The sequence below is a fragment of the Streptomyces sp. NBC_01235 genome (assembly GCF_035989285.1).
Classification (GTDB): Bacteria; Actinomycetota; Actinomycetes; order Streptomycetales; family Streptomycetaceae; genus Streptomyces.
Genome location: NZ_CP108513.1, coordinates 10184234 through 10211072, shown reverse-complemented (window position 1 = coordinate 10211072; position 26839 = coordinate 10184234). Strand labels below are relative to the sequence as shown.

General features: G+C 72.5%; 21 protein-coding genes, 1 pseudogene and 1 riboswitch. Of the genes and pseudogenes, 8 read left to right on the top strand and 14 right to left on the bottom strand.

Annotation, left to right across the window (positions count from 1 at the left end; translation table 11 throughout):
- Nucleotides 1-62: 62 nt before the first annotated feature.
- Together OG289_RS45830 and OG289_RS45825 are read right to left on the bottom strand one after the other, a co-directional pair.
- Nucleotides 63-692, bottom strand: coding sequence for an MBL fold metallo-hydrolase (locus OG289_RS45830; RefSeq protein WP_327319940.1), 630 nt, complete (start codon nucleotides 690-692; stop codon nucleotides 63-65).
- Nucleotides 692-1780 (bottom strand): S-(hydroxymethyl)mycothiol dehydrogenase, encoded by a 1089-nt coding sequence (locus tag OG289_RS45825; RefSeq protein ID WP_327319939.1) that lies wholly within the window; start codon nucleotides 1778-1780, stop codon nucleotides 692-694. Before OG289_RS45825 ends, OG289_RS45830 begins: the two co-directional genes overlap by 1 nt.
- Before the next feature lie 172 nt (nucleotides 1781-1952).
- On the opposite strand from OG289_RS45825, the gene OG289_RS45820 reads away from it, so the two are divergent.
- The gene (locus OG289_RS45820; protein WP_327319938.1) at nucleotides 1953-3707 is read left to right on the top strand and encodes an ABC transporter ATP-binding protein; all 1755 of its coding nucleotides are present in this window, start codon (nucleotides 1953-1955) and stop codon (nucleotides 3705-3707) included.
- Nucleotides 3708-3716: 9 nt separating this feature from the next.
- On the opposite strand, the pseudogene OG289_RS45815 reads toward OG289_RS45820, so the two are convergent.
- A pseudogene (locus tag OG289_RS45815) lies at nucleotides 3717-3914 on the bottom strand ((2Fe-2S)-binding protein); the annotation flags it as partial.
- A gap of 98 nt (nucleotides 3915-4012) precedes the next feature.
- On the opposite strand from OG289_RS45815, the gene OG289_RS45810 reads away from it, so the two are divergent.
- The gene (locus OG289_RS45810) at nucleotides 4013-4201 is read left to right on the top strand and encodes a hypothetical protein (protein ID WP_327319937.1); all 189 of its coding nucleotides are present in this window, start codon (nucleotides 4013-4015) and stop codon (nucleotides 4199-4201) included.
- 109 nt (nucleotides 4202-4310) lie between these two features.
- Here the strand turns inward: OG289_RS45810 and OG289_RS45805 are convergent, their stop codons facing one another.
- Nucleotides 4311-4592 (bottom strand): hypothetical protein, encoded by a 282-nt coding sequence (locus tag OG289_RS45805; protein WP_327319936.1) that lies wholly within the window; start codon nucleotides 4590-4592, stop codon nucleotides 4311-4313.
- 171 nt (nucleotides 4593-4763) lie between these two features.
- On the opposite strand from OG289_RS45805, the gene OG289_RS45800 reads away from it, so the two are divergent.
- Nucleotides 4764-5129 carry a nuclear transport factor 2 family protein gene (locus tag OG289_RS45800; RefSeq protein ID WP_327319935.1) on the top strand — a complete coding sequence of 122 codons (366 nt, stop codon included), beginning with the start codon at nucleotides 4764-4766 and terminating at the stop codon, nucleotides 5127-5129.
- 690 nt (nucleotides 5130-5819) lie between these two features.
- A riboswitch (ZMP/ZTP riboswitch) is annotated at nucleotides 5820-5902 on the top strand.
- 22 nt (nucleotides 5903-5924) lie between these two features.
- Entirely contained in the window at nucleotides 5925-6782 is an 858-nt protein-coding gene (locus OG289_RS45795) for a bifunctional 5,10-methylenetetrahydrofolate dehydrogenase/5,10-methenyltetrahydrofolate cyclohydrolase (protein WP_327319934.1), read from the top strand.
- Between the two features lie 28 nt (nucleotides 6783-6810).
- Here the strand turns inward: OG289_RS45795 and OG289_RS45790 are convergent, their stop codons facing one another.
- On the bottom strand, nucleotides 6811-8769 hold the full coding sequence (locus tag OG289_RS45790) for an RICIN domain-containing protein (protein WP_327319933.1): 1959 nt from the start codon (nucleotides 8767-8769) through the stop codon (nucleotides 6811-6813).
- 216 nt (nucleotides 8770-8985) lie between these two features.
- Here OG289_RS45790 and OG289_RS45785 point away from each other — a divergent pair, with 216 nt between their 5' ends.
- Nucleotides 8986-10239 (top strand): glycosyltransferase, encoded by a 1254-nt coding sequence (locus OG289_RS45785; protein ID WP_327320999.1) that lies wholly within the window; start codon nucleotides 8986-8988, stop codon nucleotides 10237-10239.
- On the opposite strand, the gene OG289_RS45780 is transcribed toward OG289_RS45785, so the two are convergent.
- Nucleotides 10236-10898 (bottom strand): TetR/AcrR family transcriptional regulator, encoded by a 663-nt coding sequence (locus OG289_RS45780; RefSeq protein ID WP_327319932.1) that lies wholly within the window; start codon nucleotides 10896-10898, stop codon nucleotides 10236-10238. The two genes, OG289_RS45785 and OG289_RS45780, sit on opposite strands and share 4 nt — an antisense overlap.
- Before the next feature lie 183 nt (nucleotides 10899-11081).
- Between OG289_RS45780 and OG289_RS45775 the strand changes: the two genes are divergently transcribed.
- Nucleotides 11082-12347 (top strand): YncE family protein, encoded by a 1266-nt coding sequence (locus OG289_RS45775; RefSeq protein ID WP_327319931.1) that lies wholly within the window; start codon nucleotides 11082-11084, stop codon nucleotides 12345-12347.
- Between the two features lie 7 nt (nucleotides 12348-12354).
- Here the strand turns inward: OG289_RS45775 and OG289_RS45770 are convergent, their stop codons facing one another.
- The 4 genes from OG289_RS45770 to OG289_RS45755 form a co-directional block, all read right to left on the bottom strand.
- On the bottom strand, nucleotides 12355-13563 hold the full coding sequence (locus OG289_RS45770; RefSeq protein ID WP_327319930.1) for a glycosyltransferase: 1209 nt from the start codon (nucleotides 13561-13563) through the stop codon (nucleotides 12355-12357).
- On the bottom strand, nucleotides 13560-14345 hold the full coding sequence (locus OG289_RS45765) for a MerR family transcriptional regulator (protein ID WP_327319929.1): 786 nt from the start codon (nucleotides 14343-14345) through the stop codon (nucleotides 13560-13562). Before OG289_RS45765 ends, OG289_RS45770 begins: the two co-directional genes overlap by 4 nt.
- A gap of 62 nt (nucleotides 14346-14407) precedes the next feature.
- Complete coding sequence (locus OG289_RS45760; protein WP_327319928.1) at nucleotides 14408-16273, bottom strand: endoglycosylceramidase; 1866 nt, start codon at nucleotides 16271-16273, stop codon at nucleotides 14408-14410.
- 74 nt (nucleotides 16274-16347) lie between these two features.
- The gene (locus tag OG289_RS45755) at nucleotides 16348-18309 is read right to left on the bottom strand and encodes a translation factor GTPase family protein (protein WP_327319927.1); all 1962 of its coding nucleotides are present in this window, start codon (nucleotides 18307-18309) and stop codon (nucleotides 16348-16350) included.
- A gap of 163 nt (nucleotides 18310-18472) precedes the next feature.
- On the opposite strand from OG289_RS45755, the gene OG289_RS45750 reads away from it, so the two are divergent.
- On the top strand, nucleotides 18473-19597 hold the full coding sequence (locus OG289_RS45750; protein ID WP_327319926.1) for an XdhC/CoxI family protein: 1125 nt from the start codon (nucleotides 18473-18475) through the stop codon (nucleotides 19595-19597).
- Here OG289_RS45750 and OG289_RS45745 read toward each other — a convergent pair.
- A complete protein-coding gene (locus OG289_RS45745) occupies nucleotides 19576-20250 on the bottom strand; it encodes a phosphotransferase (RefSeq protein WP_327319925.1) in 675 nt (224 codons plus the stop codon). The two genes, OG289_RS45750 and OG289_RS45745, sit on opposite strands and share 22 nt — an antisense overlap.
- Before the next feature lie 485 nt (nucleotides 20251-20735).
- Nucleotides 20736-21236 carry a metallophosphoesterase family protein gene (locus OG289_RS45740; protein ID WP_327319924.1) on the bottom strand — a complete coding sequence of 167 codons (501 nt, stop codon included), beginning with the start codon at nucleotides 21234-21236 and terminating at the stop codon, nucleotides 20736-20738.
- Between the two features lie 133 nt (nucleotides 21237-21369).
- Here OG289_RS45740 and OG289_RS45735 point away from each other — a divergent pair, with 133 nt between their 5' ends.
- The gene (locus OG289_RS45735; RefSeq protein ID WP_327319923.1) at nucleotides 21370-23304 is read left to right on the top strand and encodes a glycosyltransferase family 2 protein; all 1935 of its coding nucleotides are present in this window, start codon (nucleotides 21370-21372) and stop codon (nucleotides 23302-23304) included.
- Here OG289_RS45735 and rfbB read toward each other — a convergent pair.
- Together rfbB and OG289_RS45725 are read right to left on the bottom strand one after the other, a co-directional pair.
- A complete protein-coding gene (gene rfbB / locus OG289_RS45730) occupies nucleotides 23285-24307 on the bottom strand; it encodes a dTDP-glucose 4,6-dehydratase (protein WP_327319922.1) in 1023 nt (340 codons plus the stop codon). The genes OG289_RS45735 and rfbB overlap by 20 nt on opposite strands.
- Nucleotides 24308-24380: 73 nt before the next feature.
- Nucleotides 24381-26825, bottom strand: coding sequence for a SpoIIE family protein phosphatase (locus tag OG289_RS45725; RefSeq protein ID WP_442819042.1), 2445 nt, complete (start codon nucleotides 26823-26825; stop codon nucleotides 24381-24383).
- Nucleotides 26826-26839 lie beyond the last annotated feature (14 nt).

The window sequence follows — 26839 nt, the reverse complement described above, 5'->3', positions numbered from 1 at the left end:
GATCGTAGGGTCGTACCGCGCGCCGACGCTTCCGTGTTTCTCCTCTGGCATCCCGGGCCGGGTCAGTGGCCGCGGGCGATCCACTCCTCCAGGTGGGGAGCCTCCGCGCCGATGGTCGTCGCGTCGCCGTGACCGGTCAGCACCTTCGTCTCGGGCGGGAGGGCGAGCAGCCGGTCCTTGATGGACGTGATGATCGTCGGGAAGTGGGAGTAGGAACGGCCGGTGGCGCCGGGGCCGCCCCGGAAGAGGGTGTCGCCGGTGAAGAGCACGCCGAGCCCGGGGTCGTACAGGCAGACCGCGCCGGGCGCGTGCCCGGGGGTGTGCAGGACGGTGAGGTCGGCGCCGGCGGCCTCGATGACCTGGCCGTCGGCCAGGTGGGCGTCGGGCTCGCGGTGCGGGTGGGTCAGCTTCCACAGCGGCAGGTCGTCGGGGTGCAGCCAGATCGTGGCGCCGGTCGCGTCGGCGAGGGCGGGCGCGGCGGAGACGTGGTCGTTGTGGGCGTGGGTGCAGACGATGGCCGTCAGTCTGCGGTCGCCCACGGCGGCGAGGATGGCGTCGGCGTCGTGCGCGGCGTCGATGACGACGACCTCGTGGTCGTCGCCGACGAGCCACACGTTGTTGTCGACGTCCCAAGTGCCGCCGTCGAGGCTGAACTGGCCTGAGGTGACGAGGCGTTCGATGCGCGCGGACATCACAGCACCACCACCGAACGCAGGACGTCTCCGTGGTGCATCCGCTCGAACGCCTTCTCCACCTCGTCCAGTCGGATGGTCTCGGTGACGAACGCCTCCAGGTCCAGGCGGCCCTGCAGATGCAGGTCGATCAGCATCGGGAAGTCACGCGAGGGCAGACAGTCGCCGTACCAGGACGACTTCAGCGCCCCGCCCCGTCCGAAGACGTCCAGCAGCGGCAGTTCCAGCTTCATCTCCGGGGTCGGCACCCCCACCAGGACCACCGTCCCGGCCAGGTCACGGGCGTAGAACGCCTGCCGGTACGTCTCCGGGCGCCCGACCGCCTCGATCACGACATCGGCACCGAACCCGCCGGTCAGCTCACGGATCGCCTCCACCGGGTCCGACTCGCGCGAGTTGACCGTGTGCGTGGCACCCATCGAGCGGGCCGTCTCCAGCTTGCGGTCGTCGATGTCCACCGCGATGATCTTCGCCGCACCCGCCAGGTTCGACCCCGCGATCGCCGCGTCCCCCACCCCGCCACACCCGATGACCGCAACCGTGTCACCCCGGCCGACGTTGCCGGTGTTGATCGCCGCCCCGATCCCCGCCATCACGCCACAGCCCAGCAGCCCCGCCACCGCGGCCGACACCGACGCGTCGACCTTCGTGCACTGACCCGCCGCCACCAGCGTCTTCTCCGCGAACGCCCCGATACCGAGGGCCGGGGACAGCTCCTGGCCCGTCGAGGCGAGGGTCATCCTCTGCTTGGCGTTGTGGGTGTCGAAGCAGTACCAGGGCCGCCCCCGCAGACACGCCCGGCACTGCCCGCACACCGCACGCCAGTTCAGGATCACGAAGTCCCCGGGCGCCACGTCCGTGACGCCGTCCCCGACGGACTCCACCACACCCGCCGCCTCATGCCCCAGCAGGAACGGAAACTCGTCGTTGATCCCGCCCTGCTTGTAGTGCAGGTCGGTGTGACAGACCCCGCAGGCCTGGATCTTCACCACCGCCTCACCGGGCCCGGGATCGGGGATCACGATCGTCTCCACCCGCACCGGCTCGTCCTTGCCCGGTGCGATCACTCCGCGAACTTCCTGCGGCATGCTGCTGCCCCTTTCCTCGGCGGTCATCCGTCCCGGTTCCGACCCTACGTGTGACTGATCGGTAAGGGCACGAGCGCGGGGCCGAGACGCGTGCCCTGAACACGTGCTTGCGGCCACACCCCGCCTCCGCCGACGTAGCCTGAGGGCTCCGACCGACCCACCGAGGAGCCCAGTGACCAACGCAGAGGCCGCCGGCGGCCGACCCCCGTGGCGACTGTTGCTCGACTACGTGCGGCCACACCGTTGGGCCCTGCTGGCGGGTGCGGCGCTTTCGCTCGTCACCGGCGCCACCGGGCTGCTCCTGCCGCTCGTGGCACGGGGTTTGATCGACGACCTCGGCCACGACCGCTCGATATCCGGGGCGTTGCTGGCCCTGACAGCACTGGTCGTCGCCAACTCGGCACTGGGCGCTCTGGGTTCGTACGTGCTGCGGCGCACGGCGGAGTCGGTGGTGCTCGGTGCGCGGCGGGCACTGTCCTCGTATCTGCTGCGGCTGCGGATCACGGCCGTGGACCGCAGCGAGCCCGGCGACCTGATGGCCCGCATCACCTCCGACACGACGCTGCTGCGCGAGGTCACCACCGACTCGCTGGTCGGCCTCGGCACCGGCGGTCTGACGCTGGCCGCCACCGTCGTGATGATGGGCCTGGTGGACCCGGTGCTGCTGGGGGTCACGCTGGCCGTGATCCTGTGCGCGGGGACCGTCCTCGGGGCGATCGTGCCGCGTATCAACCGGGCGAGCCGTCGCGCGCAGGACGCGGTCGGGGTGATGGGGGCCTCGCTGGAGCGGGTGCTGGGCGCGCTGCGCACGGTGAAGGCGTCGGGCGCCGAGCACCGCGAGGAGGCGACGCTGCACACGGCGGCAGAGGAGTCCTGGCGGCAGAGCGTGCGCGCCGCCAAGTGGTCGGCGGCCGCGGGCAACACGGCCGGCCTGGCGATGCAGACCGCCTTCATCACCGTCCTCGCGGTGGGCGGGGCGCGGGTCGCGACGGGCGCGATCGAGGTCGGCACGCTGGTGGCGTTCCTGCTGTACGTGTTCTACCTGATGTCGCCGATCCAGCAGGTCGTGGGCGCGATCACCCAGTACCAGACGGGTTCCGCGGCCCTGAGCCGCATCCAGGAGGCCCTGCAACTGCCCGCCGAGCCGGCGTCCCGTCCCGCACCGCTGCCCTCTTCCGCATCCGAACCGGCCTCGCTCGCCTTCACCGACGTCCGTTTCCGGTACGCCGACGACCTGCCGTACGTCCACCACGGCGTGACGTTCGCCGTGCCTGCCCGGGGCATGACGGCATTCGTCGGACCGTCGGGCGCCGGCAAGACCACGGTGTTCTCGCTGATCGAGCGGTTCTACGACCCCGAGTCCGGCACGATCACCGTCGACGGCCGCGACCTCGACGACTGGGAGCTGTCCCATCTGCGCTCCTCCATCGGCTACGTGGAGCAGGACGCCCCCGTGCTGTCGGGCTCGCTGCGCGACAACCTGCTGCTGGGGAACGCGGAGGCGGACGACGACACCGTGCGGCGCGTGCTGAAGACGACCCGCCTCGACGGCCTGGTCGCGCGGCTGCCGCAGGGGCTGGACACGTTGGTCGGACACCGTGGGACGAAGCTGTCCGGCGGCGAGCGGCAGCGCGTGGCCATCGCCCGCGCCCTGCTGCGCCGCCCGCGGCTCCTGCTGTTGGACGAGGCGACCTCCCAGCTGGACGCGGTGAACGAGGCGGCACTGCGCGACACCGTCGCGGACGTCGCCCGGACGACCACCGTCCTCGTCGTCGCCCACCGGTTGTCGACGGTCACGATGGCCGACCGGATCGTCGTCATGGACGCGGGCCGGGTCCGCGCGGTGGGCACGCACCGTGAGCTCGTGGCGGGCGACCCGCTCTACGCGGAGCTGGCGGCCACCCAGTTCCTCGCGACGGTCGAGTGAACCGGCGGGTCATGGTTCGCAGGCGCGCATGCACCGGGCGAGCCGTCGCAGCCGCTCGGCGTCACCGGTGCGGGGGCAGGTGAGACAGGCCCCGGCCGGCCTGACGGCGTAGAACACGCAGCAGCCGGTGCGAGTCGGGTGCCGACGGCCGTCCTCGCCCGTGAGGAGCCGGAAGTCGGCGCCCGCCGGGTACGGCACGCCCCCGGGCGGCGCGTCGCAATGCTTCCACGCGTCAACCTGCCCGTGCCGGACGGGTCGTTGGCGGGCAGCTCGCTCGCGATGGGCGGCCGTCCGGCACCTTCGGCATGGACGCCGCCCGCGCCGAGCCGATGATCCGCGCGCGCGAGCTGCGGGGACGACGTACCCCGAGCTCGAACTGCTCGGCGTGGACGCCCACTTGGCGAGTGCACCGGAGGCCGACGAACAGCGGTGACCGGGTGGCGTTCTCGCCGGCGGGGGCGTACGCGTGGAACATCTCCCACCACGGCCTGTGATGCACCCGAGGCCCGGCTCCCCTCCCTGGACGGGTGAGAACCCGAGCTTGAACGTGGGCGGGGGCCGCCCGGTCGTCCGGACGGCCCCCGCGAGGAGCAGGTGTGACGCTCAGCCCTGGATCGCGGGCAGCAGCCCGGTGACGGGGGCGACGAGGTCGGTGGCCTGGTGCAGCTCGTTCAGCTTGTCGAGTTCGCTCACCTGCCTGGAGATCGGCGGGAGGTCGGCCCGGTGCTTCGCGGGAATCTGGTTCGCGGAGAGCGAGTCCAGCACGGCGATCGGGTTGAACCGGCCGGTGTTCGGGGCTTCGGCCGCGTTCGCCAAGGGCGCCGCGAGGCCCGTGACCCCTGCGGCGAGAGCGGCGAGTGCGGCGATGCGTCGAGTGGAGATCATGCCCTCAGCAACGCCGCGGGCGCCGTCGCGGACACGGGCGGGCGCCGGCACTCACCCCACAGGCGGAGCGAGGCCGCTGCGCTTGCCGACCCGGGCGTGCCGGAGGAGCCTCGAAGGTGAGGGACCGGCGGCCCGTCCTCCCCTTGGCCGCGGCCCTCGGAGGAGGTCACCATGGGCACCGCGGCAGGCTCCGCATTCGACACCGAGACCCTGCGCAGGGGCATCGAAGGACAGACCGCGACGACACTGCTGTCGCTCTACGCCGACGACGCGGAACTGCGCGTCGTCGACCACAACACCCAGCCCAGTCAACCCAAGGTCCTGCACGGCCGGGACGAGATCGCCCGGATGCTCGACGACGTCTACAGCCGGGACATGACCCACAAGCTGGAGGAGTGCATCGTCCAGGGCGATCGCGCCGCCTACAGCGAGTCCTGCCGGTACGCGGACGGCGTGCGCGTACTCGCCGAGTCGATGATCACCCTGCGTGACGGCAAGATCGTCGAGCAGACGATGATCCAGGCATGGGACGAGTAGGAAGGAAGACCGCGGGGGTCCACTTCACCTCCCGCCTGACCTGGACCTTCTCGGTCCGGGCGGGGCTGGGCCGGTCGCGTCCGGCCCGGCCTCCGCTGCGGGCCTTGGCTCTCGTGGCAGGCCGGCGCGTGTCCGTCGCCCTGCTGCGGACAGCACTGAGAGCAGCACGGTCCCGCCCGCGTCGCCCGCCGCCGTCCGCCGTTCGAACGCGGTGTGGCCGACGCCGGTGACGCCGTACCCGCACGCACCGCCGGCCGCCGCCCTCGTGGACGCGGGCGATCAGGCCCTCGCCCCTCGGTCGGGCCGAGCCGCGCGGGCCGGGCCTCGTACGGCGGGCCTTGGCGGCGCAGCATCAGTGCGCCGCTCCCCCGCTCTGCCTGCCGCAGTGGCTTTCGCGTGGGAACTCCCTTCCACCGCCCACGAGTTGAGCTGCGCGGGCGCGTATCGCCGCCGCAGCCGCCGAAGTCGCCCTGCAACGCGACTGGTTCAGCGGGACGGACTCGGCGGCGGATCGTGCCGCGGCCGCGGTGGGTGAAGCCACGCGGCCCCGGCGCTCGCCGCGTTGCGCCGTCGGGCGCACACGTTGCGCCGTCGGGCGCACATCCCGCGCGAGTCGCACCGGGCGACGTGCGGCGCGGCGAGGCACCTCGGCCCGATCACCGCCCGAACGAACTGCCCGCCCGCGAGGCCCTGAGCCACCGTGACTGGCGCTGAGGTGGAGCACCACCGGGGAGCGGTCCGCACAGTCGATGCCGTGCGCCTGGGCGATGAGGTCTATCAACCCAGGAGTGGATCATGTCGCAGGCCGTACTCATGGATGGCACCGCGCTTGCCCGCCGCATCGTCGAGGAGACCGCCGAGAGGGCAGCCGCCCTCACCGCTCGCACGGGCACGGCGCCGTGTCTCGCGACCGTGCTGGTGGGCGAGGACCCCGCCTCGGTCACCTACGTCCGCATGAAGCGCAACCGTTGCCGCGAGGCCGGTGTCGGCTCCCGGCACGTGGCGCTGCCCGCGCGCACGACCACCGGGGAACTCGTCGGCACGCTCCGGGCGCTGTCGGCCGACCCGACGGTGCACGGGATCCTGCTCCAGCACCCGATGGGCGGGCACATCGACGAGCGGGCCGCGTTCGAGGCGATCGAGCCCGAGAAGGACGTCGACGGCGTCACCTTCGCGTCGTTCGCGACGATGAGCTTCGGCCTGCCGGGCTTCGTGTCCTGCACGCCGGGCGGGATCATGCGGCTCCTGGAGGCCTACGGCGTCGACCCGGCCGGGAAGCGGGCCGTCGTGGTGGGCCGCAGCGCCATCCTCGGCAAGCCCGTCGGCATGCTGCTGCTGGCCCGGGACGCCACGGTGACGTACTGCCACTCCCGCACCCGGGACCTGTCACAGGCCGTGCGGGAGGCGGACATCGTGGTCGCCGCCGTCGGTCGGCCCCGGCTGATCGAGGGGCGGGACATCAAGCCGGGCGCCGTGGTCGTCGACGCGGGCTACAACGCGGGCAACGTCGGCGACGTCGACTTCGAGTCGGCCGTGGAGCGGGCCTCGCTGATCACCCCGGTGCCGGGCGGCGTCGGCCCGATGGCCATCGCCACGCTGCTGGAGCAGACCGTCGAGGCGGCCGCCCGGCAGCTCGGGGAGGCGGGGGCCTGACCCACCGGTCAGGCCCCGGCCCGGTACGTCAGGTCAGCGTCCACTTCTGGTTGTCGGCGGTACCACAGGTCCACAGGACGATCGGGGTGCGGTTGGCCGTGCCCGCCCCGTTGGCGTCGAGGCAGAGACCCGCGTTGACGTTGGTGATGGTGCCGTCGCTGTTGACGTTCCACTTCTGGTTGTTCTGGCCGTTGCAGTCCCAGATCACGACCTTGGTGCCGTTGGTCGTGCCGAGGTTGTAGGCGTCCAGGCACTTGTTGCCGTACACCACGAGTTCCTTGCGGGAGGTGTACGTCCAGGCCTGGTTGGAGCCGCCGTTGCAGTCCCAGAGCTCGGCCTGGGTGCCGTTGGTGATGGTGCTGTCGTACATGTCCAGGCAGCGGCCGGACTGCTTGCCCACGACAAGGGTGCCGTTCGCGCCCGGCAGGGGTTTGACGGTGATGTCGGCGAGGGTGGGCGCGTTCGTGAAGGCGAGCGTGTTCGACGAGCCCTTCGACAGGGCGACCTGAAGGGTGATCGTGCCCTGCGCCGAGCCCGTCGGCGGGAAGGAGACGGTCGTCGTGGTCTGGCCGTTGACCTTGAGGGTCGCGGTGCGGGCGGTGGAGGCGGTGTTGGTGTAGGCGACGTCGACGACCTTCAGGCCGGTGCTCCCGGCGACCACGCCGGAGAAGCTCGACGTGCCGGTGTACGTGCTGCCCGACGCCTCGGTGCCGCCGGTGACGGTGAGCATGACCGAGCCGCCCGCCGGGACGCTCGCCGTGTAGCTCGTGCCGTACGTGCCGACGTCGGCGCGCGCCCACGGGTCACGGACGGTCGCGGAGGCGTTGGTCAGCCCCAGGTCGGACCAGCGGACGGTGATGTTCGCGGCGGCGGAGGTGCGGTTGAGCAGCACCGCGGCACGCTTGCCGGTGCCGGCGAGGACCTTGCCGTACACCTGGAGCCCACTGCTGTCCTCGGCGACCTTGACGCCCTGGAGACCGCGCGCGTCCTGGTCGACGGCGACGACCTCGGGGTTCTTGAGGATGTTCGCGGTCTCCGTGGTCATGGTCGCCAGGTTGTTGCCGGCCAGGAGCGGGGCGCCGGAGATGGCCCACAGGTTCATGTGGGTGCGGTTCTGGGCGGCGGTGAAGCCGTCCATGCCGACCATCAGCATGTCCGGGTCGTTGTAGTAGCCGGTGTGCTGGGAGGTGGGGTGCACGTTCCGGTCATAATTGGTCAGCAGGTTGGTCATGGACGGCTTGTTGCCGAACAGGATGATGTCGTCGTTGGTCCGCCACATCGCCCCCTGCCCCGGCGCCCAGTTCCACGGGTTCTGCCGGCCCCAGTTGCACAGCGACAGGGTCATCGGGCGGCCGGTCGTGGTCGTGGCCTTCGCGATCGCGTCGCTGATGGCCTGGTACGTCGTCGCCGCGTCGAGGCCCTCGGCGTCACCACCGCACCAGTCGACCTTCACGAAGTCGAAACCCCACTGCGAGAACTGGAGCATGTCCTGGTCGTAGTGGCCCTCGCTGCCGCTGCCCGGGGCGGCGGGGCGGCCGGTCGGGAAGTAGTAGCCGCAGCCGTCCTTGCCGGCGTCGGTGTAGATGCCGGCCTTCAGGCCCTTGCTGTGGATGTAGTCGGCGATCGCGCTCATGCCGCCGGGCCACTCGGACTGGTCGACGGTGATGTTGCCCCCGCTGTCACGGGTGCCCTGCCACCAGCCCTCGTCGATGTTGATGTACTTGTACCCGGCCGCCGGCAGGCCCGCGGCGACGAACGCGTCGACCTGCTGCTTGATGACGTTGTAGTCGATCTTCGCGGCGAAGCTGTTCCAGGAGGCCCAGCCCATCGGGGCGGTGGGCACGGCGATCTGGCGCGAGGTCGCGGCCTCGGCCGTGCCGGGCTGGGCGAACAGCAGGGCCGCGGTCGCGGTCAGCAGGAGGGCGAGCGCGCGTACGGCGGCGGATCTGCAGCGCCGGACGAGGCTGGAGCGGGGTGGGGGAAGCATGCGGCGGCTCCGGAATTCGAACTATCGAAATATCGAACAAGGGTCGGCGAACCGAACGTATTGCGCGCCGAAAGTAGAGCCGCCCGAGAGGGAAGTCAACGGCTGTGACAGAAGTAGTGTGACCGGTCACGAAGAACGAAGTGGCCGTTTTCGTGGGGTCGTTCACCCACGGCAGGGATCCGCGCCGCCATACTGTCCGTCGTGCGAGTGGCGATCATGACGGCGGGATCCCGGGGCGACGTCGCCCCCTTCACGGGACTGGGCGAAGGGCTCGTACGCGCGGGACACGAGGTCACCCTGGTCACCCACGCGCGGTTCGCGCCGCTGGTGGCGGGCTCGGGGGTGGGCTTCCACGCGCTGCCGGTCGATCCGCGGGCCGAGCTGGAGTCCGAGCGCGGCCAGGGTCTGCACCGCAGCACCACCGGCCCGGGCAAGTTGCTGCGGGTGGCCAGGATGGCGCGGGCGCTGGTCGGGCGGATGACCGACGACCTCCTGACCGCCGCCCGCGCGAGCGACGTCCTGCTGCTGTCCGCCTCGGTGGCACCGCTCGGGCACACCATCGCCGAGGGTCTGTCCCTGCCGAGCCTCGGCCTCTACCTCCAACCCGTCGCCCCAACAAGGGAGTTCGCGCCGCCGATGCTGGGTGGCGGCTCGTGGGGAGCGGTCGGCAACCGGCTCGCCGGGCACGGTGTCGGGGTGGCAGTCGAGCAGATCTTCGCCCCGGTCCTGCCGACGGTACGGGCCCGGCTGGGGCTGCCCGCCGTACGCCGTCCCGGCGCCGGGCTGCGGGGGCGGGAACGGCACGGCTGGCCGGTCCTGCACGGCTTCAGCCCGCTGGTGGTGCCCAGGCCCCGCGACTGGCGGGCCGGGCTGGACGTCACCGGGTACTGGTGGCCGTACGACCGCGAGAGCCGACTCCCGCCTGCCCTACGGGAGTTCCTGGACGCCGGGTCCCCGCCGGTCTTCGTGGGCCTCGGCAGCGCGACCGTGCCCGACCCGCGGCGGCTGAGCGGCGAGATCGTCCGGGCGCTGCGGCGGGCGGGGCTGCGCGGGGTGATCCAGCGCGGCTGGGCGGGCCTCGCCGCCGACGGCGACGACATGCTGACCGTCGACGACGTGCCGCACTCTCTGCTCTTCCCGGAGACGGCCGCGGTGGTCCACCACTGCGGAGCCGGCACCACGGCGGCCGGCGTACGGGCCGGGGTGCCCGCCGTGCCGGTGCCGATCCAGTTCGACGAGACCTTCTGGGCCGACCGCCTGGCCTCCCTCGGCGTGGCCCCGACGTCGCTGCCGCTGCGCCGGCTCACCGCCGACACCCTGACCACCGCACTCGTCCGGGCCACCAGCGAGCCCGAGTACCGCGAGCGGGCACGGGAGTTGGGGGCCAGGGTGCGCGGGGAGGACGGGGTGGGGCGGGTGGTGGAGGCGGTGGCACGGCTGTCGTCCGGCCGCTCGGGCGGGAAGTTCTAGGCGGCCTCGGGCACCCACCCCGGCGGGCGCAGTATCCCCAGCAGCTGGCGCACCAGTTCGTCGACCACCTCGTCCAGGGTCGCGTCCACCCACCCCGCGCTCCAGTCGTGGAGGAGGCCGTTGACGCTGCCGATGAAGGCCGTCGCCGCGAGGCGGTAGTCGCGCGGTGCCGCCTCGCCGCGGGTCGCGGCCGCCGTCGCCTCGGCGCAGATGAGGTCGATCCAGCGGGCGCGGCGGGCCAGACGCTGTTCCTCCAGTCGGGGGCTGACGCCGACGATCTCGACGAAGGTGATCCGGATGCGGCACGGGTCCGCCGTGACGTTGCCCGCGTAGGCGCGGAAGATCGCGGTGACGCGCTCGGCGAGCGGCAGGCCCTGCGCGGCGGCGAAGGCCGCCACCACCGCCTCGTCGGCCCAGTCGTTGACCTGGAGGTGCAGCGCCGCCAGGACGTCCTCGAGGGTGCGGAACTCCTCGTAGAACTGACGGGTCGACAGGCCGGCCGCCTCACTGAGCGACGCGACCGTGGTGCCGCGGTAGCCGGGCGCGCCTCCGAACAACCGCAGCGCCGCGTCCAGAAACCTCCCGCGCCGCTCGGCCTGCCGCTGTTCGGCGGTCTTGCCGCCGTATCTGCCGGTCGGCGCCCTGAGCCTGCCCGTCACTGACCCTCCCTCGTCGCTCCGTGCTCCCCCGCCGCCAATTTTGTCGTGCACGGACTCTTGTGGCGAAGGGCACCCCTTCCTTACTTTCCAGTAAGTCAATTCTGAACGCACCCGTCTTCAGATTCGGGCGGTCCGCTCCGCCCTGCCCCGCACCTTCCCCCACTTCCAGAGGAGAGAGCAGCCATGCCTGCCTTCAGACCCAGGCACCTTTGCTCCGTAGCCGCCGCCCTCGTCCTGACCGTCACCGCTCCCGCGACCGCCGCCACAGCCGCCACCGCCGCCTCGGACACCGCGACCGCCGCCGCCCTGCGCGAGGTGCTCTTCGTCGGCAACAACTGGGAGGGCACCGCGGACGTCATCAAGTCCAGCGGGGACTTCGCCAAGGTGGGCCGGATCAACGTGATCCCCGACAAGGCCGCCCGGATGGCGGAGATCAACGCCGATCCGATCAAGTGGATCTACTTCCAGGCCATCCGCAACGGCGTCGGCGAGGGCCACGACCAGTTCGTCGACGACATGTACACCACGCCGGACGGCGCCTCGGTGGTCGTATCCCGCCCGAGTTTCGCCGACGTCGTCTCCATCGACCTGGCCACCGGGAACATCAACTGGCGCTTCCCCGTGTCCGGTTACCGCTCCGACCACATGGCCGTCTCACCCGACGGCACCCGGGTCGCGGTGTCCGCGTCGATCTCGAACACCGTGCACGTCCTGAACATCAACACCGGCAAACAGCTCGGCTCGTTCAAGACCGGCGACAAGCCGCACGAGAACATCTTCAGCAAGGACGGCAAATACATCTACAACATGTCGATCGGCGACGTGAACACCTCACAGGACGCCCCGTGGCAGGACTTCACGAAGGGCGACCGGCGCATCACCGTCGTCGACGCGAACACCTACCAGCAGGTCAAGATCATCGACATGCGGCAGCGGCTGGACGCGATCGGCCTCACGGACTACTCGGACGCCGTGCGCCCTGCGGTCTTCTCGCCGGACGAGTCCAAGCTGTACTTCCAGGTCTCGTTCTTCAACGGCTTCTTCGAGTACGACCTCGCCACGGACCGCATCACCCGCACGAAGACCCTGCCGAAGAACCCGGCGACCAGCGACGACCGCACCACCTTCGTCAACGACTCGCGCCACCACGGCATTTCGATGAGCCCCGACGGCAGCAAGCTGTGCGTCGCGGGCACGATGGACGACTACGCGACGGTCGTCAACCGCACCACGCTCCAGGAGGGCCCGCTGGTCACCGCCTCCAAGCCCTACTGGGCCACGGTCAGCGGCGACGGCAAGGACTGCGTGATCTCCGAGAGCGGCGCCGACCAGGTCACCGCGATCGACTTCGCCACCGGGCAGAAGGTCGTGTCGATTCCCGTGGGCGACCATCCGCAGCGGGTCCGGCTGGGCCATGTCGCCGCCGACTGGACGGGGACGGCCGGCTGACGCCCCCTCAACCGGCTTGAGCCTCGACCGCCTTGAGCACGACGCCCGCTCCGTCCTCCGTCGCCGTACAACCCGCGGCGGCGCGGGCGGAGCGGGTGTACGCGGGGTCGCGGACGGCGCGGTCGAGGGCGTCGGCGAGCGGTTCGGCGGTGAGAGACCGGAACGGGAGGGGGGCGGTGGCGGCGCCGAGTGCCGTCAGCCGCTGCGCCCAGAACGGCTGGTCCGCCGTCACCGGCACGGGTACCGCGGGCACCCCGGCGCGCAGTCCGGCCGCCGCGGTGCCCGCTCCGGCGTGGTGGACCACCGCGGCCGTCCGGGGGAACAGCAGCGCGTGGGGCACGTCCCCGACGGTCAGGACGTCGTCGCCGTCGGCGGCCAGCCCTGCGCTCCCGGTCTGCAGGATGCCGCGCAGACCGGCGGCGCGCAGGGCCCGTACGGCGATCTCGCTCAACCGCTCCCCGTGTCCCCGGGCCATGCTGCCGAAGCCGACGAACACCGGTGGCGGACCGGCGGCGAGGAAGTCCTCCACCTCGGGCGGCAGCCGCTCGGCCGGGTCGACGTACGGCCACCAGGTGCCGGCCACCTCCAGGCCGGGGCGCCAGTCGGAGGGGCGCGGCACCAGCGCGGTGCTGAAACCGTGCAGGACCGGCCAGTCGGCCCGCTCCTGGCGACGCCGGGTCGCGGCGGGCGTCAGCGCGGGCAGCTCCAGCCGGCGGCGCAGTGCGGTGACGGCCTGTATGTAGAGGCGGTCGGCCATGTGCAGGGCCAGGTGGCCGGCGGCGCGGTTGGCGGGGCGGCCCAGGGAGCGGGCGCCGGCGACGACGGGCGGGAAGTCGCCGGTCGGGGCGGCGGGCTGGAGATACACGCCCAAACCGGGGATGCCGGTCGCCTCGGTGAGGTGCCAGCCCAGCGGGGCGGTGGTGGTGGACAGCAGGAGCAGCTCCGCGCCGCTCGCGGTCACCACGTCGGCGAAGCCCTGCCCCAGCTCGGTGACGAACGCGGCGGCGGTGCGCATGAGCGCGCGCCGGCCGCCCGCCTCCCCCTCCGGACGGCCGGGCAGGCCCCGGAACTCCAGCCCCGCCGCGCGCACCAGCGGCGCGTGGACGTCCGTGGCGGCGAGGGCGACGTCGTGTCCGGCGCGGCGCAGGTGCGCGCCCAGGCCGGTGTACGGGGCGACGTCGCCACGGGATCCGGCGGCGGCGATCAGGATTCTCACGGGTTCTCCTCGGCAGCGGTGCGGGCCGCGTTGGCGTGGACGGCCTTGCACAGGTAGGCGGCGAGACCGGGCCGTTGCTGCGGCGGGGGCACGACGAGGGCGAAGGCGCGCGGGTCGGCGGCGAAGTCGTCGGCGATGCGGCGGTGCATGGCGGGCGGGCAGGCGGTGAACCACCGGCTGACATGGCGGCGGTGTTCCTCGGCCAGGTCCATGACCCGCTCGCCGTCGGCCGGCTCCTGCGCGTCGAAGGCGTCCAGCAGTTCGGTGCGCCAGTCGGCGGCCTCGGCCATCAGCCGGCGCCAGTCCTCCTTGGTGTGGGCGGCGGCGCGGGCCATCGCCTCGCGCTGCCCCGCCGAGTCGGCCCACTTCAGCCGTGCCTCGGTGGCGTAGCTGAGGTCGAAGGCGATGTCGCCGAAGACCTCGAACCGCTCCTCGGGGGTCAGCCGCACCCCGGTCTGCTGGACCTCGATGGCCCGCTCGGCGACCTCCGCCAGTCGCTGGAGCCGGGCGATCTCCTCCCTGAGTTTCCGCTGCCGGACCCGCAGGTGTTGCAGGGCGTTCGCCTGCGGGTCGGCGAGGATGGCGGCGATCTCGTCGAGGGAGAAGCCCAGTTCGCGGTAGAAGAGGATCTGCTGGAGCCGGGCCAGATCGGCGTCGTCGTAGAGCCGGTAGCCGGCCCGGCTGCGACCGCCGGGCGTGAGCAGTCCCGTCCGGTCGTAGTGATGCAGCGTGCGCACCGTCACTCCGGCGAAGGCCACGACCTGTCTCACGGAGTACGTCATCCACCTGCCCTTTCGTCGAGGCCAAGCCTCAACCCTGACGCAAGGGGAGGGTCAAGCCGCCGCTACCCCACCTTCTGCGCCACCCACGCCGACAGCTCCGTGCGGGCGGCCGCCAGCAGGGTCGCGGAGGGGGCGGTGGCCCCGTTGGTGACCAGGGCGTAGTGCACGGTGCCCGAGTCGGGGGCGCTGAGCAGCAGGCGTCGGCTGCCCGTGCCGCCCGGTTCGGCGGCCGCGGCGATCTTCGTGGTCGTCGTGTACGCGGGCGGGGCGTACACGGTTCCGAGGTCGGAGACGACCGTGGTGGTGGCGGTCGGGAAGGAGGCGGGCAGGTGCAGTTCGGTGGGTGCCGTGCCGCCGTTCGAGCGCCACACCAACAGCCCGTACTGGCCGGTGCCGACGAGCTGTGCCGTGTTGGGCAGGGTGCTGGGGACCGGATTCCAGGTGAGGGTGGTGGAGCCGTCGCGGGAGCGGTCCTCGTAGGTGAAGGCGACGGTCGTGCCGGACGTGGCGCTCGGGTAGATCCGGTCCAGGAGACGGGCGTCCTGACGAAGTGTCACCGTGCCGCTGTCGTCGAGACGTACGGCGGAGAGGTCCTCGTCGTTCCAGCCGTCGCCGGTCGTGAGGACCTTGTCGGCGTTGCCGTTCATCAGCTCGTGGTGACGGCCGTTGTAGATGTCCCACTGCCACTGCGAACCGGAGAGGACCGGGCCGGAGGTGGCGGGTGTGGTCCACCAACTCGCGCCTTTCACACGGGAGTCGAGGGCCTGGTACATCGCCTTCAGGACGGTCGGCGCCTTGCCGGCTGTCGTGCCGTTCAGGGGGTGGCCGAACTCGCTGACGATCGCCGTCGTCCCGGCGGCCGACGCGCGGTCGCGGACCGTGCCGAAGTCGGTGACGTACTGCCCGTTCTCCGCGTTGCCCCACATCAGGATGCCGGAGATGGCCTTCTGGTCGTAGAAGTGGGTGTTGAAGACGTAGCGGGAGCCGAGCGTGCCCGCGTCGAGGAGGCCGCCCTCCTCCTTGGTGACGTTGCCGTTCCAGAAGAGGTTCGGCTCGACGAAGGCGGGTTTGTCGGTCCAGCCGGCCGCGTCCATCCGGGCGCGGAACTTCACGTAGAAGGGCCACAGGAGGTCGCGTTCCCAGGTGCGGCTGGCCTGACCGGAGTCGTAGGTGCCGGCGTAGGGCTCGTTGTAGGGGTCGAAGCCCAGGACACCGGCGAACTCCTCGGTGGTGAGGTTCGCCTTGATGTACGCCATGGTCTTCTGGGCGGTGGCCAGGAAGTAGTCCTGGAGACCGTGGTTGTTGTGCCAGAAGTCGTACTGGGCGGCCTTCACCGCGCCGTTCTGGGTGATGTTCTGGCCCCAGAGGAGACAGATGCCGCAGGACTCGGTGGGGTAGCTGCCGAGTGCCACCGCCCACGCGGGGGCGCCGTCGCCGGTGTACCAGCTGCCCGAGTTGAACAGGTAGCGGGAGTACAGGTCCTGGTGGAAGTCGGGGTAGACCCGGATTCCGGCGTCGAGGAAGGCGCGCATCTGGTCGGTGGCGGCGGCCAGGTAGGTGGTGTCGACCTGGCCGCGCACCGGTTCGGCGTAGGCCCAGGAGAGCAGGAAACGCACGGAGTTGCCGCCGCCGAGGGCGCGCAGGGCCGTCGCCGACTTCTTGGCGTCGGCGACCGAGGCGAAGGGCAGGCCCTTGTTCTCGGCCAGCTTGGTCTCGCCGGAGACGTTGTAGCCGCGCAGCACGACCTCGCGGCCGTTGCCGTCGACGAAGCGGCCGCCCGACACCGTGAGCGCCGTGCCGTCGAAGGAGAGGGAGTCGGGGAGCGTGGCGGCGGCGGTGGCGGTCGGGGAGCCCGCCACCGTCAGGAAGCCACAGAGTCCGCAAAGGACAACCAGAACAGCGAGCAGACGTGCCCGGATATTCGGCATGTCCACTACAGTCCGGTGCTTTCCGGACACCGTCAATACCTTCTGACCCCCGAGTAAGTTCATTCCCTGCCGGCTCAGTTGGCCACCCGACCGGTCACGTTCAACAGGTACTCCTTGCGGTTCAGCGGGTTGTGGTCCGTGCGCGGCCGCTCCGGCGGGGTGCCGTGGGTGACGGGCGCGTAGTGGTCGAAGCCGCTCTCGCACTCGCCCTCGCCCCGCGTCAGCCCCGGAATGCGCTGTTCGAGGCCGTGCACCCGCGCGGCCGGCACCACCCCTTCCAGCACGCACAGCGCGCCCCTGGTGGCCGTCGTGCGCGGTACGGCACGCAGCGCGGCGAGCACGGGCAGCAGCGCGCCCAGGGTGTCCGCCGGGGCCTCGACGCGGAAGCGGTGCATCGGCTCGTACACCTGCGTCCCGGCCCGGCGCAGCGCCTCGGTCAGGACCAGCGGGGTCAGGCCGCGGAAGTCGTGTCCGGTGCTGGACATGCTCTTGTCGAAGCCCTGGTGGGCGTGGCTCTGGCGGGGCCAGTAGCCGGAGTGGGTCATGGTGACGGCGCAGTCGGTGACCTGCCAGCCGTGCAGCCCCTGGCCGAGGGTCTCGCGGACGGTGTCCTCGACCGCCTTGAAGAACGCGTACGGCATGGCGCCCAGTTCCACGTCCAGGCCGAAGCGCACGCCGCTGTCCGGCGGAGCCGGCTCGACGCGCAGGCCGACGGTGGCGAGGAAGGGGTTCGCGTCCTTCTTGATGAACTCCACGGCCGCCCCGGTGCCGGCCGGCCGCTCGACGCACAGGGGTGTCGTCTCGCGGAAGGTGACGCGCAGGCCGTGGTCGTCGGCGAGGGTCGCCTGGACGACCTCCTTCTGCACCTCGCCGTAGAGCGACACGGACGTCTCCTGGCGGAGCTCGTCGTGGCGCAGGCCGATCAGCGGGTCCTGCTCGGCGAGTCGGGTGAGGGCGAGGTGCAGGGAGCGCCGGTCGGCGTCCGGACCGGGCTCCACGACCGTCTCCAGGGTCGGCGGCGCGAAGAAGTGGCCGTGCTCCTCGCGGGGTGCGCCGAGGCTGTCGCCGACGCGGATGTCGGCGAGTCCCCACAGCCGGGCGATCCGGCCCGCGGACACCGCCTCCTGCCGTGCGTCCGCGCCCCGGTCGAAGACGCTGATCGCGGTGACCTTGCCCGCGCCGTCTCCGTACGGGACCCGGTCGCGGGTGCGCAGGGTGCCGGAGAACACGCGGGCGTAGGCGATCTTCTCGCCCGCCGGGCCCCGCTCCACCTTGAAGACCGTGCCGGACAGCGGGCCGTCGGGGTCGCCGCCGGCGGCGGGCAGCAACTCCCGGAGGCCGGCGATCAGTTCGGGCACACCGGCGCCGGTCGTGGCGGAGCCGAAGTAGACCGGGTGGACGAGGGCGCGGCCGGTCTGGGCGAGGAGGGCGGCGCGCGCGTGCCGCGGTGTGACGGTGCCGTCGACGTAAGCGGACAGGAGGTCGTCGTCGTGCTCGGCGAGGACGTCGAGGTCGCGCACACGACCGGGCCGGAAGGCCGCCGCGGCCGTTCCCAGTCCCGTGACGGTGCCCATCGGGACGACCGGCACCGACAGCCGCTCGGTCAGCTCCCGCAGGACACCCTCGTCGCGTGCCCCGCGCCGGTCGATCTTGTTGACGAGGACGAGGGTGGGGATGCGCAGCCGGCGCAGGGTCCGCATCAGGATCCTGGTCTGCGCCTGGACGCCCTCCACGGCCGAGACGACGAGCACGGCCCCGTCGAGCACGCCGAGGACCCGCTCCACCTCGGCGATGAAGTCCGGGTGGCCGGGGGTGTCGATCAGGTTGACGGTGACGTCGTCGACCTGGAACGAGACGACGGCCGACTTGATGGTGATGCCGCGCCGGCGCTCCAGCGCGAGGGTGTCGGTCTGCGTGCTGCCGGCGTCGACGCTGCCGATTTCGTCGATGACTCCGACGGAGTGCAGCAGCCGTTCCGTGAGGCTGGTCTTACCCGCGTCGACGTGGGCGAGGATCCCGAGGTTGAGCACGTGCACGAAGTGTCATGTCCTTTGAAATGGGGGGCGTTCCTTCCTGCTGGGTGGACATGAACGATGTGCGCATCTGTGCTCCTGTTGTCTTCGACGGGTCTCCCGGAAGGTGGTACCCGCGCAGTGCAGCAGAACGGCGGGCGGAGCGGCAACGGATTAACGTTCGGACATGCGCGAGATTCTCCCGGTGCTGAACGGGTGGTACGCCGCCGGTGTGCCGTTCGGGCTCGCCACCGTGGTCGCCGTGAGCCGCAGCGCCCCGCGTGACCCGGGCGCGGCGATGGCGGTGGGGCCGGGCGACGAGGTCGTGGGCAGCGTGTCCGGGGGCTGTGTGGAGGGCGCGGTGTTCGAGCTGGCCCAGGAGGTCGTGGCCGACGGGAGCGCCCGGCTGGAGACCTTCGGGTACAGCGACGAGGACGCCTTCGCCGTCGGGCTGACCTGCGGCGGCGAGATCACGCTGCTCGTGCGTCCCGTCTCCCCCGGCCTCGACCCGTCGTTCGGGGCGGTCGCGGAGTCGGTCGCCGCGGGCGAGCCGGTGACGGTGGCCACGGTCACCGACGGCCCGGCTCCCCGCGGGGCCACCCTCGCGGTCTGGCCGGAGCGGACCTCCGGCACGCTCGGCACGGACGGCCTGGACGCGGCCGTCACGGCCGACGCGCGCGGTGAGCTCGCCCTCGGCGTCACCGGCGTCCGCCACTACGGGCCGCGCGGCCAGCGGCGTGAGGACGCCGTGTCGGTGTTCCTGCACTCCTTCGCACCGCCGCCGCGCATGCTGGTGTTCGGCGCGATCGACTACGCGGCCGCCGTGGCCCGCATCGGGGACTTTCTCGGCTACCGGGTCACGGTGTGCGACGCCCGCCCGGTCTTCGCCACCCCGAAGCGTTTCCCGCCGGGCGTGGAGGTGGTCGTGGACTGGCCGCACCGCTACCTGCGCGGCACGGACACCGACGGGCGCACGGTGATCTGCGTGCTGACCCACGACCCGAAGTTCGACGTGCCGCTGCTGGAGGTGGCGCTGCGCCTGCCCGCCGCCTACGTCGGGGCGATGGGCAGCCGCCGTACCCATGACGAACGCCGGGCGCGACTTGTCGAGGCCGGGCTCACGGACCGTGAGCTGTCCCGGCTGCGCTCACCGGTCGGGCTGGACCTGGGGGCCCGTACGCCCGAGGAGGTCGCCGTGTCGGTGGCCGCCGAGATCGTCGCGCTGCGCTGGGGCGGCAGCGGTGCTCCGCTGACGGCGACGGCCGGGGCGATCCACCGTGCGACGGGCGGTCAGGCCCCGTCCGCCCGGTAGTCCGCGACCATCTGCTCCAGATGACGCGGGGCCGCCGTGACGCGGGCCGGGTGGTCGCGGAAGAACGGGTCGTTGTGGACCGGCAGCGACCCGGCCAGGGCCCAGCCGCGGGCGCGTGCCCACGTGGCGTCGTCGGCGCCGACCGCCTCCCGGAAGACCGCGCGTGCCGTGGCGGGCAGGAACTTCCACGCGGGCTGAAGGTCCACCGCCGGGCCCGCGGCGGCCAGGGTGCCGAAGTCGTCCCTCAGTTCTCGGCTGCGCTCGAACCGGGAGGTGCCCCCATCCGCGCCGAGCCGGCCGTCACGGAGCAGCAGGTTGCCCGCGTCGAGGTCGCCGTGGACCCACAACGGAGGCTTCCGCCGGGCGGGCGCGGCGAGCGCCGCCTCCCACACCTCGGTGACCGGGCCGGTGTCGACCAGCCGGGACTTCTTGAGCGCCTCGATCTTCGGCCGCACCCGTGACTCGTGGGCGATCGAGTCGCGGTCGTCGCCCAGGGGCACGCCCCGGAAGGCGTTGCTCTGCTGCGGGCCCGGTCCGCCGGTGGGGTCGGCGCCCTGGAGGGCGGTGAGGAAGCCGGCGAGGTCGAGGGCGGTGCGTACCGGGTCGGCCAGGGCATAGGGGGTGGCCGTCTCCCCGTCGAGCCGGCGGTACACCGACCACGGGTAGGGGTGGCCCTCGCCGGGCGCGCCCTGGGCGACCGGCTGTGGAACGGGGCAGCGGCAGGAGGGGCCCGAGACGGGGCAGCCAGCGCTGTTCCCGGGCGACCTGGCCGGTCCGGTGCGCGTAGCGCGGGAGCCGTACGGACAGGTCGTCGCCGAGCCGGAAGGTGGCGTTGTCCATGCCGGACTTCGGGACGGGGGTGACCGGGAAGTGGGCCCGGTGCGGGAACTGTGCGGCGAGCAGATGGCGTACCAGCGGGGTGTCGATCAGCACGTCCTCCATGACAGCGGGGGGCGACGGCGGCATCCACCGAATTCGGGGGTGTAGGACGCGCGCAGAGGGGTAGTCGCCCATAACGGACAGGCATGCATGTCCTCTGCCCTTCGTCTCACGAAGGAAGGAGGTCCGTTGAAGAAACGCACACTCGCAAGTTCCGGGCCGCCTCCGACCACCTCGGCCGGGGCGGCCCGGTTCTGCGTCAGCGCGGCGGCAGCCGGTGCAGGACGACGTCCGTGAGCCGGCCGTCGGCCGCGGAGGCGGTCAGGTAGGTGCAGTGCGGCTGACGGCGGCGGTCGGTCGGTGAGCCCGGGTTGAGCAGGCGCGGTCCGCCGGGGGCGGTGGTGTCCCACGGGATGTGGCTGTGGCCGAAGACCAGGACGTCGAGGTCGGGGAAGCGGGCGGCGCAGCGGGCCTCCCGGCCCTGGGCGGGGCCCGTCTCGTGGACCACGCCGAACCGCAGTCCGCCCAGTTCGGCGTAGGCGACCTCGGGCAGCCGGGCGCGCAGGTCGGGTCCGTCGTTGTTGCCGTACACGCCGACGAGTCGTCGGCTGCGGCTCTCCAGCAGGTCGAGGGTGGCCGTGTCGACCCAGTCCCCGGCGTGGATCACCACGTCCGCGTGCGGGAGCTCGTCTAGCAGCGGGGCGGGGAGCGACTTGGCGCGCTTGGGCAGGTGGGTGTCGGACATCAGCAGGAGGCGCACGGCGTCAGAATACAAAATCAGCAACTCGGGCGAATCGGGACGGGTAGGGCGTCTGCGGCGGGGTTAGCATCGGGCCACACGCACCCGTCGTCCCGCGCACGGCAAGCGATCCAGCAAGGGGGCCAGGAGCCCGATGCCGGTCAAGGTCAGCGTCATCGTCCCCGTCCACAACCCCGGTCCCGCCATCGAGGACTGCGTCGCCTCGCTGCTGAGGCAGTCGCTCCCGCCGGACGCGTATGAGGTGATCTTCGTCGACGACGGCTCCACCGACGCCACCCCGGCCCGTCTCGACGCGCTGGCCGCCGAGGACCCCCGGGTCCGTGTCATCCACCAGGAGAACTCCGGCTGGGCGGGCAAGCCGCGCAACGTGGGCATCGACGCCTCACGGGGCGAGTACGTGATGTTCGTCGACGACGACGATCACCTCGGCGACGAGGCCCTGGAGCGGATGTACGCCTACGGGGTCGCGAACGACGCGGACGTCGTCGTGGGCAAGATGGCGGGCAAGGGGCGGGCGGTGCCGGTGGAGCTGTTCCGCACGAACCGCCCGCGCGCCTCCGTCGAGGACGCGCCGCTCATCGACAGCCTCACCCCGCACAAGATGGTCCGCCGGGCCTTCCTGGTCCGCACCGGCCTGCGCTTCCCCGAGGGGCGGCGGCGCCTGGAGGACCACGTCTTCGTCACCGAGGCCTATCTGCGCGCCGGCAACGTCTCGGTGCTGAGCGACTACGTCTGCTACTACCACGTCCGGCGCGACGACTCCTCGAACGTGAGCCTGCGGCGGTTCGACCCGGCGGAGTACTTCAAGAGCCTCCGGGAGGCCCTCGACGTCGTCGAGCGGTACACCGAACCGGGTCCGCTGCGCGACGGGCTGTTCCGGCGCTGGCTGCGCGTGGAGATGGTCGAGCGGCTGCGCGGACGGCGCTTCCTCGACCTGCCCGAGGACTACCGCAGGGAGCTGTTCGAGGAGATCCACGGGGTCGCCGTCGAGCGGTTCGGGCCGGGGGTGGCGGAGCCGCTCCAGCCCACCCAGCGGGTCGTCGCGGCGCTGACCGGCGACGGGCGCTACGACGACGTCGTCGCGTTCGCCGAGTGGGAGGCGGGCGTCGGACTCGCCGTCGACCCGGAGGGCGTCGAGTGGCACGACGGCGCGCTGCGGATCACCTTCGCCGCCGAACTCACCCACGACGGCGGGCCGATGACGTTCCCGTCCGCCGGGGGCTCCCCGCGGTGGCCGCCGCGGGACATGGCCGAGGCCGTGCGGTGGCTGGGCACGGACACCGTGGACCGCTTCGACCGGACCGTGCCCGACCTGCTGCTGCGGGAACGGACCAGCTCGGCGCAGTACTTCCAGGCGGTGGAGGTGGTCCACGAGACGGTTCCGGCCGCCGGGGACGGCAGTCGGGTACGGCTCGTGCTCCGGGCGACCGCCACCGTGGATCCCGCCACCGCGGTGAGCGGCGGCCCGCCGGGCGAGGGACTGTGGGACGTGTGGGTCCGCGTGGGCCTGGGCGGCTGGACCAAGGAGCTGCGGCTGGGCCCGGCGCCCCGCCACGGCCGGCCCGCCCCGCCCGCCGGGGTCGTCGCGGGGCGGGTGGTGCTGCCGTACTGGACCGACCGGTACGCGAGCCTCGCGCTGGACGTCGGCCACGCGAGCACACGGCTCGGCCTGGGCCGGGTCGCGGCCGGGGACGTCACCATCGTGGAGGACCGCCTCCACGTGACCCTCCCCCTCTACGTGCCCGAGGCCGCCGATGCGCTGCTGCGGCTGACGGGGGTGAGGTCCGGCGGCTCCCGCGAGGTCTTCGGGACGCTCTCGCCCGGCGGGCGGCTGGAGGTCGCCCTGCCGGGCGGTGACCCGCCGGGCCGGACCTGGCTGACGACCGTGTGCCTCACCCCGGAAGCGGACGGGGCGCGCTTCCATCCGCTGCCCTTCGCCCTGCACGTCACGTCCGACGGTGTCCTCGTGGTGCCGTCACCCCAGCCCGGCGGGGTACGACACGTGGCCCACAGGGTGCGCCGCGCGCTGTACCGGGCGCTCGGAAGGATCACGGCACGGGGGAAGTGACGGCCTGCGGCCACCCCGTCTGCGCAGGTCGGCCGTGCCTCCGCTGGAGGGGCTCCCACCAGTCGCGGTGCTCCCGGTACCAGGCGACCGTCTCGGCGAGCCCGGTCGCGAAGTCGTGGCGGGGGCGGTAGCCGAGCTCGGTGCGGGCCTTGGTCCAGTCGACGCGGTAGCGCAGGTCGTGGCCCTTGCGGTCCTCGACGTACACGACGCGGTCCCAGCCGGCCCCGCAGGCGTCGAGGAGCAGACCGGTCAGCTCGCGGTTGCTCAGCTCCGTACCGCCGCCGAGGTGGTAGACCTCGCCGGGGCGGCCCTTGGTGCGGACGAGGTCGACGCCCCGGCAGTGGTCCTCGACGTGCAGCCAGTCGCGGACGTTGCGTCCGTCGCCGTAGAGGGGGACCCGCTCGCCGTCCAGGAGGTTCGTGACGAACAGCGGGATCACCTTCTCGGGGAACTGGCGCGGGCCGTAGTTGTTGGAACAGCGGGTGACGCGGACGTCCAGGCCGTGGGTGTGGTGGTAGGAGAGGGCGATCAGGTCGGAGGAGGCCTTCGAGGCGGAGTACGGGGAGGAGGGGCGCAGCGGATGGTCCTCGGACCAGGCGCCGGTCTCGATCGAGCCGTAGACCTCGTCGGTGGACACGTGCACGAACGGGCCGACACCGTGCCGCAGGGCCGCGTCCAGCAGCGTCTGGGTGCCGAGCACGTTGGTGCGGACGAACTCCCCGGCGCCGTCGATGGAGCGGTCGACGTGCGACTCGGCGGCGAAGTGGACGACCTGATCGGCCGTGGCCATCAGCTTGTCGACGAGGTCGGCGTCGCAGATGTCGCCGTGCACGAACTCCAGGCGCGGGTGGCCGTCCGGCAGGTTGGTGCGGGTGCCCGCGTACGTGAGCTTGTCCAGGACGGTGATGTGCACGGCGGTGTCCTCGGCCGCGTCGCGGCCGAGGAGGCCGCGCACGTAGGCGGATCCGATGAAGCCGGCGGCCCCGGTGACGAGGAGGTTCATGGAGGAATCTCTACCGTGCCGGGGCCGCCGGGGACGAGCGGCGGCTGGGACAGGTCCTGGGATCCGCCTCGGCTCAGTGCTCCAGCACCAGCTCGCTCCACACCTGCTTGCCGCCGCTGACCGGCACCGTCCCCCACGCGTCGGACATCGCCTCCACGAGGAGGATGCCGCGCCCGCCGGTGGCCTCCCAGCCCAGGTTGGTCGGCTTGACGGGGGTGCGGGGCGAGGTGTCGGTGACGGCGACCCGCAGCCGCTGGTTCATCAGGGTGAGGTCGAGGCGGACCTGGCCGTCGGTGTGCACCAGGGCGTTGGTGACAAGCTCGGAGACGACGAGCAGGGCCGCGTCCGCCGCGGCGTCGGTGATGCCCCAGGCACGCAGGGTGCGCCGGGTGAAGCGGCGGGCGTGCCGGGACGCCTCGGGCACGCGCCACACCGTCCAGCCGTCGCGCAGGGGTTTGACGGCCATGCCGTCGTAGCGGATGAGGAGCAGGGCGATGTCGTCGCCGCGGTGGGCGTTGCCCAGCAGGGCGTCGGCGACGAGGTCGAGGTGGGCGGGGTCGGAGGCGGACAGTTCGTGGGCGAGCCGGTCGAGGCCGGTGTCGATGTCCAGGTCGGCGGATTCCACGAGCCCGTCCGTGGTCAGCGCGATGACGGTGCCGGGCAGCAGCCGCAGCGGGGTCATCGGGAACTCGGCCCGCGTCACGACACCGAGCGGGGGGCCGCCTTCCGTCTCGACGATGTCGGTGGAGCCGTCCGGGTGACGCAGGACGGGCGGCGGGTGCCCGGCCCGCACGCACCAGGCGGTGCCCTCCTCCATGTCGACGTCGACGTAGCAGCAGGTCACGAAGAGGTCGGTCTCCAGCTCCATCAGGAGCCGGTTGGCGTGGGCCACGACCACGTCCGGCGGGTGGCCCTCGGCCGCGTAGGCGCGCAGGGCGGTGCGCATCTGCCCCATGAGGGTGGCGGCGCCCGCGCTGTGTCCCTGGACGTCGCCGATGACGAGGGCCACGTGGTGGTCGGGCAGCGGGATCACGTCGTACCAGTCGCCGCCGAGCTCCAGCCCTGCGGTGGCGGGCAGGTAGCGGGCGACGGCGACCCCGCCGGGGAGGAGGGGCAGGCGGCGCGGGAGCAGCTGGCGCTGGAGCATGCCGACGAGTTCGTGCTCGGCGTCGAAGGCGTGGGCCCGCATCAGGGCCTCGCCCGCCAGACCGGCGGAGGCGGTGAGCAGGGCGCGCTCGTCGGGGCCGAAGTCGTGCGGTTCGTCCCAGCCGATCAGGCAGGCGCCGGCCATGCGGCCCCCGGCGGACAGCGGCAGCACGGCCAGGCCGCCCGGGCCGACCTCGGCGAGGGCCGGTTCCAGGTCGGTTCCGGCGGGCCAGATCCGGGCGCGGCCCTCGCGCAGGGCGGCGGCGAGGGTGGGCATGGTCTGCACGGGCGCGTCGGGCCACTCGGAGCGCCACTCCAACCGCCACAGCTCGGGCCAGGACTCGGGTTCGGGCGGGTCGAGGACGGTGACCACGAGCCGCTCGTTCTCCAGTTCGGCGAGCGCGATCCGGTCGGCCCGCAGCGGCTTGCGCAGGGCGGCGACGACGGCCTGGCTGACGTCGTGGACGGTGCCGGCGGTGGCGAGCGCGGCGGCCAGGCGCTGGACGCGGACGACGTCGGTGACCTCGTCGCGCAGGGTGGAGACGTCGGCGACGGTGCCGACGAGCCGCGCCGGTCGGCCGTCGCTGCCGGGCAGCAGACGGCCGCGCAGTCTGAGCCACCGGGGCGGTCCGGCGGGCTGGAGCACCCGGAACTCCAGCTCGCGGTCGCCGATGGACATGTGGTCGGCCTCGACGACGGACATCAGTGAGGGCAGGTCCTCGGGGACGGTGAGCCCGAGCAGGGTCTCCACCCGGCCGTCGAACTCCGTCCGAGGCAGGTCGAACAGCGCCAGGATGTCGTCGCCGACGTCGACGCGGCCGGTGTCCATGGCCAGGCTGAAGGCGCCCGCGCGCGGTTCCTCGCCCTCGGCGGGGGCGGCCGGGGCGGGGAGGGCGACGGCCTCGGCGACGAGCTCCAGGCAGGTGCGGTCGTCGGCGCCGAAGCCTCCGGGGCGCTCGCTGACGGCGAGCAGACAGCCGTCCGGGCCCGCGCCGACGGGCAGGGCCGCCAGATGGACGTCGCGGGCAGGCATCCGCCGTGACTCCGCGCAGTCGGCGAGCTCTCCCGGGCCCAGCCACACCGGCCGGCCGGTGCGGTGGGCGTCGGCGGCCGGTGACCGCCCGGCGCGGGGATAGCTCTCGCGCAGCCCGTACAGCGTCCGTGGGACTCCGGCGGACTCGACCAGGCTCAGCAGCTCACCGTCGTCGCCTGGTCTGTAGACGGCGGCGAGGGCCGCGCCCGCGAAGACGAGCGCCTGTTCGAGCGTACGGCGTACCCGTTCGGGCGAGACGGGATCGGCCGTGATCGTTTTGAGGGCGATTTCGGCACACAGGGGTCCCGTTCTGCGCTCCGCGGCACCCTTACTGACCACGTCCGCAATTACAG